At 63.0% G+C, this 12232-nt stretch carries 12 protein-coding genes; 3 read left to right on the top strand and 9 right to left on the bottom strand.

Annotated elements, in window-relative coordinates; genetic code table 11:
• Window positions 1–71 precede the first annotated feature (71 nt).
• Window positions 72–677 carry a TetR/AcrR family transcriptional regulator gene (locus tag AC1TPF_RS08615; RefSeq protein ID WP_482143512.1) on the top strand — a complete coding sequence of 202 codons (606 nt, stop codon included), beginning with the start codon at window positions 72–74 and terminating at the stop codon, window positions 675–677.
• 44 nt (window positions 678–721) lie between these two features.
• Here AC1TPF_RS08615 and AC1TPF_RS08610 read toward each other — a convergent pair whose 3' ends face one another.
• A complete protein-coding gene (locus tag AC1TPF_RS08610) occupies window positions 722–1540 on the bottom strand; it encodes an aldo/keto reductase (protein ID WP_482143511.1) in 819 nt (272 codons plus the stop codon).
• Window positions 1541–1827: 287 nt separating this feature from the next.
• Between AC1TPF_RS08610 and fdxA the strand changes: the two genes are divergently transcribed.
• Window positions 1828–2145 (top strand): ferredoxin, encoded by a 318-nt coding sequence (gene fdxA / locus AC1TPF_RS08605; RefSeq protein ID WP_482135537.1) that lies wholly within the window; start codon window positions 1828–1830, stop codon window positions 2143–2145.
• Window positions 2142–3131: an NAD(P)/FAD-dependent oxidoreductase gene (locus AC1TPF_RS08600; RefSeq protein ID WP_482135538.1), complete on the top strand. Its 990-nt coding sequence runs from the start codon at window positions 2142–2144 to the stop codon at window positions 3129–3131. Before fdxA ends, AC1TPF_RS08600 begins: the two co-directional genes overlap by 4 nt.
• Before the next feature lie 105 nt (window positions 3132–3236).
• Here AC1TPF_RS08600 and AC1TPF_RS08595 read toward each other — a convergent pair whose 3' ends face one another.
• From AC1TPF_RS08595 to AC1TPF_RS08560, 8 genes are all read right to left on the bottom strand, one after another.
• On the bottom strand, window positions 3237–3758 hold the full coding sequence (locus AC1TPF_RS08595) for an aromatic-ring-hydroxylating dioxygenase subunit beta (RefSeq protein ID WP_482135539.1): 522 nt from the start codon (window positions 3756–3758) through the stop codon (window positions 3237–3239).
• The gene (locus AC1TPF_RS08590) at window positions 3758–5095 is read right to left on the bottom strand and encodes an aromatic ring-hydroxylating oxygenase subunit alpha (RefSeq protein WP_482135540.1); all 1338 of its coding nucleotides are present in this window, start codon (window positions 5093–5095) and stop codon (window positions 3758–3760) included. Before AC1TPF_RS08590 ends, AC1TPF_RS08595 begins: the two co-directional genes overlap by 1 nt.
• A gap of 128 nt (window positions 5096–5223) precedes the next feature.
• Window positions 5224–6462 carry an MFS transporter gene (locus AC1TPF_RS08585; protein ID WP_482143509.1) on the bottom strand — a complete coding sequence of 413 codons (1239 nt, stop codon included), beginning with the start codon at window positions 6460–6462 and terminating at the stop codon, window positions 5224–5226.
• A 225-nt stretch (window positions 6463–6687) separates the two neighbouring features.
• On the bottom strand, window positions 6688–7599 hold the full coding sequence (locus tag AC1TPF_RS08580) for an ABC transporter permease (RefSeq protein ID WP_482143507.1): 912 nt from the start codon (window positions 7597–7599) through the stop codon (window positions 6688–6690).
• The gene (locus tag AC1TPF_RS08575; RefSeq protein WP_482143506.1) at window positions 7596–8768 is read right to left on the bottom strand and encodes an ABC transporter permease; all 1173 of its coding nucleotides are present in this window, start codon (window positions 8766–8768) and stop codon (window positions 7596–7598) included. The genes AC1TPF_RS08580 and AC1TPF_RS08575 overlap by 4 nt, the downstream gene beginning before the upstream one ends.
• Window positions 8765–10423, bottom strand: coding sequence for an ABC transporter ATP-binding protein (locus tag AC1TPF_RS08570; RefSeq protein WP_482135544.1), 1659 nt, complete (start codon window positions 10421–10423; stop codon window positions 8765–8767). Before AC1TPF_RS08570 ends, AC1TPF_RS08575 begins: the two co-directional genes overlap by 4 nt.
• A gap of 3 nt (window positions 10424–10426) precedes the next feature.
• On the bottom strand, window positions 10427–11497 hold the full coding sequence (locus tag AC1TPF_RS08565) for a BMP family ABC transporter substrate-binding protein (protein ID WP_482143504.1): 1071 nt from the start codon (window positions 11495–11497) through the stop codon (window positions 10427–10429).
• A gap of 47 nt (window positions 11498–11544) precedes the next feature.
• Window positions 11545–12231 (bottom strand): flavin reductase family protein, encoded by a 687-nt coding sequence (locus AC1TPF_RS08560; RefSeq protein ID WP_482135546.1) that lies wholly within the window; start codon window positions 12229–12231, stop codon window positions 11545–11547.
• Between the last annotated feature and the right edge of the window lies 1 nt (window position 12232).

Here is a 12232-nt window from a genome sequence, read left to right as displayed (position 1 = left end):
ATTCTGCAATCTGTTGACCCGAGAGTACACAGATCGGAGAATGTGTCTACCAGTTTTGCTATGTTTGCCCCGTGACAGATTCCATCGATGCCCGCAGCGTTCACGATCGACTCCTCGACGCCGCCGAAGTATGTCTCGCGGCCAAGGGCATTCGGGCGACCACCGTGCTGGAGGTCGCCGAGACCGCAGGCGTGTCGCGGGCGTGGCTGTACCGGCACTTTTCGGACAAGTCGGCGCTGCTCGGTGCCACGATCGTGCGACTCAACGATGCATTCTGGGCAGATGCGCACCAGAGACTGGCCGGATTTGACCAGTTCGACGCCCAAATGGCCGCGGGTGTCGCCCACGGCCGCAGCGCCTACGATTCGCCGGGGGCGCTGATGATGAAACTTCGCATGAGTGAACCCGAGGAGTTTGCTGCCTGCGCGGGTATCGGAGTCCAAGGTCTGGTGCCGGACCTGGCGGCGTTCTGGCAGGACTATGTGATCGCTGCCCGCGACCGCGGCGACATCCATCCGCAGACCGACATCGCCGAGGCCTCCGAGTGGGTGGCCCGGGTGCTCATCAATCTGACAACGGTTCCCAGTCCCAGCCTGGACCCCGACGACCAAACCGCGGTGAGGCGTTACTTCCGGCGCTACGTGATGCCAGGACTGCGGGCCGCTCCCGCACAATAGATTTCGGGTGGATACGGGTCAGGAGTGGTTCCGGACGCTTTCCTTCACCACATGATGTCCGGATCGGCGCCGAGCCGGTCGCCGGTGTTGAGCCCATCGATCTGCGCCATCTGGTCGTCGGTGAGCTCGAAATCGAATACGCCGAAGTTCGACTCGATACGGTCGGGTGCCGACGATTTCGGGATCACCACCGTATCGCGCTGCAGATGCCAGCGAAGGACCACTTGGGCCGGCGTCTTCGACTGGGCTGCAGCGATATCCACGATCTCCGGGATGGCGAGGGTACTTCCCTGCCCCAGCGGCCCCCAGGCTTCGGTGACGATTCCCAGCGATGCATGGAACTCGCGCAGTTCGTTCTGGGCAAGTCTCGGGTGCAACTCGATCTGGTTGACGACGGGGACCTCACCGGTTCCCTCGATCAGTTCCTCGAGATGCGCGCGGGTGAAGTTGGAGACTCCGATCGAACGGATCACCCCGTCGGCCTTCAGCTTCTGGAAGGCCCGAAACGTATCGACGAACTTGCCCTCCTTCGCCAGCGGCCAATGAATCAGGTACATGTCGACATAGTCGAGACCCAAAGTGGCCAGCGACTTCTCGAAGGCTCTCATCGTGGTGTCGTAGCCCTGATCGTCGTTCCACAACTTCGTGGTCACGAAGAGTTCGGATCGCGGAACCGGTGATGCCCGAACGGCCCGGCCGACCCCGGCCTCGTTTCCGTACATTGCCGCGGTGTCGACACTGCGATAGCCACACCCGATTGCGTGCGTGAGCGCCTCCTCGGCGGCGTCATCGGCCACCTGATAGACCCCGTAGCCGACGGCCGGAATCATGTTGCCGTCCAGCAGGTTCACGGTCGCACCCATGGCGTACTCCTCAGATCTTCTTTCGCGGACGAACTGGCCTGATCGCGGACGGCCGATTCTCGGCACCACAGCCTGAAGAGAAGACTAAATCGCCTGCGTCCTCTCGTCAATGTGAAACACCATCTTGCGATACGAGAGACTTCGGACTCCGGGCAACAGTGTTAAGTCTTCATGAAGAGACATAGATCAGGTGCAGTTCGCGTTGACAAGACCTTGATCCAGCCAGGATTCTGTCTCATATTGCGAGTCACTAGCTTGCATACAGAGACGGATAGGACAGGAGCGCCATGGCGTACGTCATCACCAGCCCGTGCATCGACGAGACAGACAAGTCGTGCATGGAGGAATGCCCCGTCGATTGCATCTACGAGGGCGATCGGATGATGTACATCCACCCCGACGAATGCGTCGATTGCGGTCGCTGCGAACCGGTCTGCCCGGTGATCTCGATCTTCCACGAGGAGGACGTACCCGAAGATCGAACCGTGTTCATCGGCATCAACGAACAGTTCTTCGCGAACATCGGATCACCCGGTGGTGCCAGAAAGGTCGGGGTCATCGGCAAGGATCATCCGACGATCGCCGCGTGGGAGGCCACCGAATGACATCCACGACACCAACGCCGGTCACGGTGGACCTGTTGGTCATCGGGGCCGGACCGGCCGGTCTCTACGGGACGTACTACGCCGGCTTTCGGGGGATGTCCGTCGCGTTGATGGACTCGCTCCCGCAGGTGGGTGGACAAGTTGCGGCCCTGTACCCGGAGAAACAGATTTTCGACATCGCCGGCTTCCCCGCTGTCAAAGGACAGGAACTGATCGATTCCCTGTACACACAGGCACTGCAGAGTGAACCGATCCTGCTCCTCGGCCAGACCGCAGCGAAACTCGAGACCCATCCCGACGGTGTCTCGGTCACCACCGACGCCGGGACCACCGTGCACGCGAAAGCCGTTCTCATCACCGGAGGTGTCGGAAGTTTCGAACCTCGCCAGTTGCCGGTGGGTTCCGACTACGAGGGCCGCGGCCTGCGCTACTTCGTCCCACGTCTGAATGACCTCGCCGGCCACGACGTCGTCATCGTCGGCGGCGGCGACTCTGCCCTCGACTGGGCACTGGGGCTCGAGAAGATCGCGGCGTCGGTGACCCTCGTGCACCGCAGGCCGGTGTTCCGCGCACACGAACGCAGTATCGCTCTGCTCGCGCAGTCGACGGTCACGGTCATGACGCCGTATGAAGTCGCGGCCGTCACCGGCGAGGACGACGTTGCCGAGGTGACGGTCCGGCACGCGAAGAGCTCAGAAACCGTTGCCCTGCCTGCCAACTCGATAGTCGCAGCCCTGGGCTTCATCGCCGATCTCGGCCCACTTGATTCCTGGGGCCTCGAACAGGACAAGCGTCGCATCGTCGTCGGGCGCGACATGCAGACGTCGATCCCCCGGGTCTTCGCAGCCGGGGACATCAGCGAGTACCCGAGCAAGACACGTTTGATGAGTGTCGGTTTCGGTGAAGCGGCGGCCGCGGTGAACAATCTCGCGCCGCTGGTCGACGCGAACCTGTCCGTGACGCCGGGACACTCTTCCGACAGCTAGATCTGCAACCCCAAAGAACGACGACGGCGAGTTGTGGTCACGTTCACCACAACTCGCCGTCATCAGGGGTTCTCGTCAGTGCCGGCCCTCAGGGGACATAACCCCTCACAGGATGAAGCTCAGTCGTGCACCGGGGTCCATCGCCTCGTTCGTCAGCGTGGCGCGCCGCAACGTGAACGCGAGACCATCGTCGGTCACGAGTAGTTGGTGATCGTAGCGACCGACGTAGTAAAACGCGCCCCCATCGCGGAAACGGTGGATCACGAAATTGGCGCTCACCTGCAAGCAGGCTCCGTCACGCCCGAGGATCCGGACATTGCTCACCAAGCGGGTTGTTCGCGAATGCGGGTTCTCGGCGTGCGCTTTTCGGCTCTTGAGGCGTTTGACCCGCGCGTTCAGCAGATCCCAGTCATCGGCTACAAAGTAGCCCGCCTCCTCGGGGCCCAGACCGCGCGCGTCGGTCGTGGGTACGAACATCGACGCCCCGGGGACAAACCGCGTCAACCATTCTTCTAGCTTCCAGTCATCGAGCAGTGCCGCCTCGTCGTAGAAGAACTCTTCGACCTCGGCACGGGAGACCGCCCGGTCACTTCCGGTGGACACATCCAATTCGATTGCAGTAGTCATCATCCGACCTTTCCGCTGACGCCGTCGATCTCGCCTACGCGCTTACTCCAGTGCCTCCAGAAGCTGCGCATCGCACCTTCGTCGATCGATCGTCCCCGCGGGCCGGTGAGGTCGTCTCCCATACCGCGGGACATGTCACTCCAGTCCAGGTCCACCGAATCGAAGCCGGCAGTGGCGGATACTCCACGCTGGACCGCTTCATACGCTTCGATGTCATCCGGTGTCGCCAGTCCGCCCGGTCCGACGAAACTCGCCATCGTCTTGAGCCGCAACGCCCGTACATCCGCAGGCTCGCCATTCTCGACGAACTGCCAGGCGCGGACATCGGTCACTCCCGGCTCCACCGGCTCGAGCTGCCGAATGGTCAGGGATTCGAGGTCGAAGAGCAGAAGATTGGGGAATACGAACAGGATTCGTGAGGCGTTCGCCACGTCGTCCGCACGCTCGGCACCGAGGCGCTCCGCCATCTCCGCGCGCTTGCTCTCGATACGGGTCTTCTCTGGTTCACCGAAGCGCGGTTCCCAGATCATGCCGATACGGCCGTTGTGGCCGGTCAGGATCAGCAGTCCGTGGCCTTGTCCGAGATCATGGGCGTACTGGTCGTGGTCGGTGACGGCGAAGCCCGTCTCCCGCAGATAGCCGACAAAGGTGTTGTGCGTCGGCGCGAAATGATAGCCATCCATGGCATTTTCGACAGCGAGCTTCCAGTTGCCGCGCACGCTGTACTTCTGCACGCCGGGAAGGGTGGTCATCCCTTCTTTACCGATCGAAGCGGTCATGGTCATGTAATCCGCAGCCGGACCGAGATGTTCGAGCAGTGGCGGGACGCCCTCGTCGAAGGCCACGAAGACAAAACCCTCGTGGATGTCCAGACGCGGGACCCGGCGCAGCGAGAGCGAATCGACGAACTCGCTTGCCTCCGGATAGGCGTCACTGTCCGGCAGGGCCGCGAGTTCACCGGAATTGCGGAAAGTCCAGGCGTGATAGAAGCATTGAAAGTTCTTGGTGCGCCCTTCGGCTTCCCGGCAGAGGATGGTTCCGCGGTGGGGGCACGCATTGAGGTACGCCTGCACAACACCGTTCGAGTCCCTGACAAAGATCAGGGGGCGGCCGCCGAGTGTTCGGGTCTTGAAGTCCCCGGCGACCGGGATCTCGGTTTCGTGGCCCAGATAGAGCCAGGTACGGCCCCAGATCTCGTTACGTTCCCGATTGAAGACGGCATTTTCTCGGTAGGCGCCGCGGTGAACTTTGAAGGTCAGCGCATCCCAATCCTGCGCGATCAACGAGTTCCCGACGTCCAGACGTCCAGCATCCGCTGCGGGCAGCGTAGTGGTCATGGTGCACTCACATTTCGTTGTGGTTGTTCAGTGCGAGACATCGTCTCGCACTACGAGATATTCGATCAAGCCCTTGATGCCTTGTCAATTCGCCCGGAGAGCCGGAAAGTGAGGTTTACGAGCATGTTTCACGGCCGTAACCTGCCGGTCCGGCCGCCGGTCCTGATCCGGTGCAACAACGCGGCCGCAACCCCCGCAATCGCGGCGAGGATACCGAAGGCCAGCGGCCACGACGTCGCCTCGACGACCACGCCCATCAACGGGGGCGTGATGGCCATCCCGAGCGCGACGGCCGTGTTCTGAACACCCAGGATCAGACCGATCTTCTTCGGATCGGCCAGCTCCCCGATCGCCGTGAATGCGAGCCCATTCCAACTGATCGCCGCAAATCCCGCACAGACCAGCACGATCACCGCGACCACTCCACCGACGAGTTCGCCGACAACCGCCAGTGCGAACAGCACACTGGTCATCACCGCGACGTACTGCAAGGGGGCGATGCGGACACCTCGCCGGTCAGAGAGGACCCCGAGTCCGATACGAGCCGCACCACCACCGAGCTGAACGAGCGCCAGCAGTCCGGCGGCAGCCACCGCCGACATGGCATGCCCGTCGACCAGGTAGACGACCAGGAACCCGACGACCGTGAGTTGGGGCACAACGAGGAGGAAAGAGACCAGACACAACTGCACGACGGCACGGCGATTGCCGGTGCGGATCTCGGATCCGTCTGCGCCGGAGGGCGCTTCGACGGGCCCACCCGGATCGCGGACGAACACCCACACCACGATTGCGCCTGCACCACAGGCTCCCGCCGCGACCAGCAAAGCACCGGTGAGCCCCCACATCCCCGCGACGGCAGGCAAAGTCAGCGACGCCACTGCCGCACCGAGTGGGATCGCCGTCTGCCGCGCCCCCATCGCCAGACCACGCTCGGAGCGCGGGAACCACAGGATGACGGCACGCCCACTGGCAGCGTTCACGCTCGCGCAGGCGGCGCCCGCGAGAACCATCGACGCCATCAACGCCAACACCGTTGTCGACACGGCGGCACAGACCAGGGCCGCGGCACTGAGAAAGAGACCGACCGTCATCACCCGACGCTCACCGATCCGGTCGGCGAGCAGGCCCCAGGGCACGAGGAACAGCAGCAACCCGATCGTGCTGGCAGCCAACACGAACCCGAGTTCGGTCAGCGACAACGAGAACCGGGAACGCAGAATCGGCGACAGACTGGGCATACCCTGCAGCACCGAGGCCGCAGACGCCTGGGCGAAGACGCCCGCAGCCAGGACGACCCACCGGTATCGGCGGGCCGGGCGGTCGCCGGGCATCGGAACGAACGCCTGTTCTTCCGTATGGGTCATGTCGGGCCGTCCCAACTCATAAACCCTGGGGTCCATCTCATGAATCGGCCCATCTCATGAATCATGATGCACTGCGTGATACTCCTCGTTGAGTGACGTCAGGGGTCGTTGGCCCGCGTCGAATCACCGCTGCCAGGGCCAACATTCGCGTTGGTCGCCTTACAATCGGTTGATTCGCATCAGATACGGGCCGGGGCCGGCCCCGTCAAGGGCCGACCCCTACATCTAGACGATGCCTCGAACGAATGGTTTGCCCAGCGCTCTCGGTTCTCGTAGCGCGCCGCTGATCACCACCATCGCGACCAGCGCGAGCACATACGGTGCCGCGATCAACATCTGCGAGTTGAGCTCGAATCCCAAGGCGGGCAGTGCGAGCCGGAGCGCATCGGCAAGTCCGAAGAGCAGGCATCCGAGCAGCGTGCGGCGCAACCGCCACGCACCGAAGATGACGGCGGCAAGAACGATGAAGCCGCGGCCTCCGGTCATGTTCGCGTTGAACGAACCGACTTCGCCGACGGCCAGATACGCACCACCCAGGCCCGAGCAGAGCCCACACCACAGCAATGCCTGCCTACGCAGCTTGTTCACGTCCAGACCGGTCGCGTCGGCGGCCTGCGGGTTGTCGCCGATGGCGCGCAGATTGAGGCCCCAGCGACTACGTTCGACCAACCACCAGGTCAGTGGGATCAGAGCCACCAACAGATACATCGGCCAGCGTTCGACAAACAACGCCTGCCCGATCACCGGTATGTCCCGCAGTATCGGAATACTCATCAGTGACACCTGATGATTGGAGAAGTCGGCCAGTGAGATCAGGTACGTGGTCAGGCCGAGGACAAGCGTGTTCAGCACCAGACCCACAACAAAGGTGTTGACGTTCAGGCGATGTGACAGGTTGCCGTGGATCAGACCGACGATCATGCCGATGATCGCACCACCGAACAAACCGATGGTCGCGCTGCCCGTTTCACTGGCGATCGCGATGGACGAGAAGGCGCCTGCCAACATCATCGATTCGACCGAGATGTTCTGGGTACCTGCTCGTTCCGCCAGGTACTCGCCGCAGGCGGCGAATGCCAGTGGTGCGGTGAGCCGCATCGCGCTGGACAGGATGATTCCGATGTCGTCTGGACTCATGACACTTGCTGCGCTTTCTTCGACAGTTTGTCACTGGCGAACGACAGTGCCGGGGCGATAACACATGCCAGCACCAGCAGCGACTGGACGACGTTCACCAGATAGATGGGCACGCCGGTCGCCGACAGGAACGCCGACCCCGTTCGCAAGGCGCCGAAGACGATTGCGACCGGAATCGCGACCATCGGCCGGTTTCGGGCGATCAGTGCGATGAGCATGCCATCCCAGCCGATGTTGTTGGCCACCGCGGGCTGGAGCCGGAAAACCGAGCTCTCGACCACAACCGCGCCTGCGAGTCCGGCGCAGGCGCCGGAGATCATCAGAGCCACCGCGCCTACGAGGGCCACCCGTACGCCCGCATGCTGTGCGGTCAACGGGTTCAGACCGACGATGCCCATGGTGAAACCCCATCGGCTGCGGGCCAGTACCACCGCGATGATCACGGTGAGCACAAGGCCGATGATCAGTCCGGCATTGACGCTCAGATCGGGATACTGCCCGATAGAAGGCAACCGATAGTCCTTGGGCAACAGCGCCGATTGGTTGGCGCCTGTGCTAGAGGCGTCGGCTTTCGGTTCCTGCAACAGCCACGGAACACTGACCATGTAACTGACGACCTGGACCGCGATGAACGACATCAACAACGTGCTGACGACGATGTTCACACCACGGATGCGATGCAGGAGAGAACTGACCCCGGCCCACAGCCCACCGAAGATCGCGCCGACCACGATGCTCACGGTGATCACCAGTATCGGCGGACCGGACATGCGGAGCCCGATGAACATCGCCATCAGGGCGCCGATCAGAACCTGCCCTTCCTGACCGATGTTGAAGGCGCCCGCCCGGTTACAGACGCAGGCACCCACTGCCACGATCAGCAGTGGAGCCGCGGCGAGAAGTGTTTGCGACCACGATGCGGCATCGGACATGCTGCCCTTGAACAGGGCAACCGCCACCGCACTCGGCGAGCCGCCGGTCGCCGCCACCAGGATGGTCGACAGCAGTAGCGCCACAGCGAGCGCGAGGATTGTCAGCCACGCCTGCGCAAACGCACCAGGCCCCGGCGCGATCCGTATCACCGCGCGTCGGAGAAACTCCGAAGGCGGCCGGGGACTCGGCGGCGGTGGCGGCGCGGGCTCCTTGTCCAGAATCGACGTGGTACTCATGCTGCCTCCTCACCACCCAAAAGCATTCCGAGCCGCTCGGCAGTGGCGTCGGGTGTGCGGATCACGCCGACGATCCGACCATCGGAGATCACCGCGATCCGGGAACACAGCGCGGTGACCTCTTCGAGTTCTGTACTGATCAGCAACACCGCGACCCCCTGTTCTGCGGCTTTACGCAAATGCATGTACATGTCCTCGATCGCGCCGATGTCGAGTCCGTGTGTCGGCTGTGCCGCGACGAGCACGGTGGGACCTGCCGCCAGTTCACGCGCCAGCACCACCCGTTGCTGGTTGCCACCTGAGAGGTTGCGAACCGGCGTGTCGATCGACGGGGTCGAGATCCGGTGACGGGCAACCAGTTCCTCGGCACGCTTCCGAATCTCCCTGCGTCGCAACCAGCCTCGTTTCGATAGCGTGTCAAGGTCCTTGAACACGAGATTGTCGGCAACGCTGAGATCGAGTACCACGCCGCAACGGTGCCGGTCCTCGGGGATGACACCGACTCCGGCTTTGCGCAGCGCGCCCGGCTTCGACATCGAGACCGTGCGTCCGGCCACCTTGAGTTCGCCTCCCACAGAGGGAACCAGTCCACAGAGCACGTCACCGAGCTCTGCCTGACCGTTGCCCTCGACGCCGTAGAGCCCGACGATCTCTCCCCTGCGAAGTTGCAGCGACACACCGTCGAGCACGGCCCGACCGTCGGCATTCTTCATCGTCACGCCATCGAGTTCCAAAGCCGCAGGCTCCGAATCGATTTCCTCGACATCGGGGGCATCGACCCCGAGAGATCGGGTGGCAACGCCATCGAGTGCGACCCCGAGTGCGGGGGCCGAGTGGTCGAGCGAGACGTCCCGGCCCACCATCTGCCTCGCCAAGATCTGCGGGGTCGTGTCGGATGTGGCGGCACGGAAGACCACCCGACCCTTGCGCAGCACGGTCACCCGGTCGGTGGCGGCCGAGATCTCCGCCAACTTGTGACTGATCAGGACCACGGCACGGTTCTCGGTGGAGACCACCGTGCGTAGCACCTCGAACAACTCGGCCGACTCGGCCGCCGTGAGCACCGATGTCGGTTCGTCCAGAATCAGGATCTGCGGGTCCCGGCGCAGACACTTGACGATCTCGACCCGCTGACGCTGCCCGGCGGACATCTCTCCGACCACCGCCAACGGATCGATCGGGAGACCATATCGGCGCGAGACCGCTTCGACCTCACTGCATGCCCGATCACGGTCAATCGCACCGCGCTCGCCCAAAACAGTGTTCTCCCAGACGGTCAGGGCATCGATGAGGCTGAAGTGCTGATGCACCATGCCGATTCCCAGTTGCAGGGCGTCGTATGGTGACCCGATCTCGACCCGCTTGCCGCTGCGCATGATCGTTCCGTCGTCCGGTTGTACGAGCCCGAGCAGCACCTTCATCAAGGTCGACTTGCCTGCACCGTTCTCACCGAGCAGACCGTGGATCTCACCTGTTCGTGCCGACAGATCGACGGCATCACAGGCCACAACCGACCCGTATGACTTCGTGATTCCGCGGGCCGCCAGAGCAGGCGGGGGAGCTCCCACTTCGAAAACCTCAGAGAGCGGTCCGGTTTCGACCACCCGCACCAGCGGCGTCCGATCCCCTGGCGCCCGCACCTGCTCACCGGTCATGCTCTACACGCCCGATTTCGCGATGACGTCGTCCGGCACGATCTCACCGGTGCCGATCTTCTCGATGAAGGTGGCCAGTTCAGCGTTCTGGGCGTCGGTGCCGTTACACAGCTTCACGGTCGGAACAGAGTCCTTACCCATGTGCCATTCACGGACCTCGCCCATCGTGAGCTCACCGTTCTTGAACTTCTCCAGCGCGGCTGCGAAATACGCACCCGGATCGAAGATCACCGAGACACCCCACTTGATGGCCGTCTCGCCGCAGCGGTCGGTACCCGGGGTCGACAGGATGACGCCTGCCTTGGTTCCGAGCTCGCCAACGCTGTCCGTCGCGCCACCCAGATACGGGTAGAGAGCCTCGACGCCCTGGCTGATCTGTGCCTGAGCCGCTTCCCGCGCTTTCGCCGAGTCGTTGAAGTCACCTGTATACGTGGTCGCCAGAGTCGCATTCGGGATCAACTGTTTGATACCCACTTCGAACGCCTTGGCAGCCATCACCGAGAAATCGAGCTCGGGTCCGGAAATGTAACCGGCTTTGGTGGCGTTCCGCTCGCGCATCAGGATGCCGTTTGCGTAACCGGCGGCGAGCATCGCCTCGTTGACGAAATCCTTCGACACGGTCACGTTGGCTGTCGGCTCGATCCCGGTGCCTGCCGGCGAGTACCAGTTGGTGTTGGCGCAGACCGGTTCTTCCGCGGCAGGCAGCGCATCCTTGAGTTCCTGCGCGGCGATCGCGATGAGGTCGACATTCTGCCTGCACAGGTTACGGGCCTGTTCCAGCACAGCTGCCGGATTGACCGAGCCGACCTTGATCAGGGTCCAGTCGTTCGCGTCGACGAACTCCTGTGCACTGGCGACAAACGTCTCGTAGTACCCGTTGTCGTTTAGGTCGCCCGGACTGAGCACGCCGACAACAACTTTGCCATCGCCGTTCACGTCGGGTTGAGATCCGGATGTCGACTGTGCAGACCCGCCGCCGCTGGTGTCACTGTTGCCGCGGTCCGAGCACGCGGTGAGTGCGGCCAGCGCGACGCAAGCGACCGCCGCAGCCTGAATGATGCGCGATTTTGACATTGTTCAATCCCTCCAAGGGAGTGAGATGGATCAGGAATGGGGGCAGATCACAGGTCGGCGTAGGCAATACGTTCTTGCTGGAACAGCGCGCCGCCTTCGGCCCGGACGAAGTGGGGGAAGCCCATCCGGCCGACCGGCGCGACACGTGTGGGGTCTATGCGATCCGGCTCTATGAGTATCGATTCGTCGACGGTGATCGAGACGACCTCGGCGAGCACGATGTGTACCCCGGAGAATCGGACCTCCGGCTCACCCCGATGGATCACGTCGAGCACACGGCATTCCAGATTGGCGGGGCTGTCGATGAGGGACGGCACGGCAACCACCTGCGATTCGGTTGTCCCCCACCCCGTGATATCCAACTCCGACACGTCATTTGGGTATTCGCGCGCGACCGCCTCGATGTGATCGGCCATGCCACCGCCGGTGACGTTGACGACGAACTCACCCGTGCGTTCGATGTTGGCCCAGGTGTCCTTCGGTCCATCCGTTGCCTCGCGGAGGCTTCCGATCGTGATGGCGATCGTCGGCGGTTCACCACAGACCGGCATGTAGTAGCTGTACGGCGCGACATTGACCGTGCCGTCGGCGGAGACGGTGGTGATCATGGCGATCGGCCGCGGAATGATCAGGTGCGAGAGCAAGCCCTGCTTCTGAGCCGGGGTTCGACCAGCCAGATCGACGACCTGCCGGGTGGACGAGCGATTGCTCGTAGATGACTGGGAGGCGTTCACA

The organism is Williamsia sp. Y853, from assembly GCF_056786495.1.
Note: the sequence above shows the minus strand (reverse complement) of the source record. Positions and strands in the feature narration are given on the sequence as shown.

Excerpts from the sequence above, each read along its gene's own strand:
- AC1TPF_RS08595 (WP_482135539.1), bottom strand. The coding sequence starts at position 3,758 with ATGACTACTGCAATCGAATTGGATGTGTCCACCGGAAGTGACCGGGCG.
- fdxA (WP_482135537.1), top strand. The coding sequence starts at position 1,828 with ATGGCGTACGTCATCACCAGCCCGTGCATCGACGAGACAGACAAGTCG.
- AC1TPF_RS08610 (WP_482143511.1), bottom strand. The coding sequence starts at position 1,540 with ATGGGTGCGACCGTGAACCTGCTGGACGGCAACATGATTCCGGCCGTC.
- AC1TPF_RS08575 (WP_482143506.1), bottom strand. The coding sequence starts at position 8,768 with ATGAGTACCACGTCGATTCTGGACAAGGAGCCCGCGCCGCCACCGCCG.
- AC1TPF_RS08600 (WP_482135538.1), top strand. The coding sequence starts at position 2,142 with ATGACATCCACGACACCAACGCCGGTCACGGTGGACCTGTTGGTCATC.
- AC1TPF_RS08590 (WP_482135540.1), bottom strand. The coding sequence starts at position 5,095 with ATGACCACTACGCTGCCCGCAGCGGATGCTGGACGTCTGGACGTCGGG.
- AC1TPF_RS08580 (WP_482143507.1), bottom strand. The coding sequence starts at position 7,599 with ATGAGTCCAGACGACATCGGAATCATCCTGTCCAGCGCGATGCGGCTC.
- AC1TPF_RS08565 (WP_482143504.1), bottom strand. The coding sequence starts at position 11,497 with ATGTCAAAATCGCGCATCATTCAGGCTGCGGCGGTCGCTTGCGTCGCG.
- AC1TPF_RS08585 (WP_482143509.1), bottom strand. The coding sequence starts at position 6,462 with ATGACCCATACGGAAGAACAGGCGTTCGTTCCGATGCCCGGCGACCGC.
- AC1TPF_RS08570 (WP_482135544.1), bottom strand. The coding sequence starts at position 10,423 with ATGACCGGTGAGCAGGTGCGGGCGCCAGGGGATCGGACGCCGCTGGTG.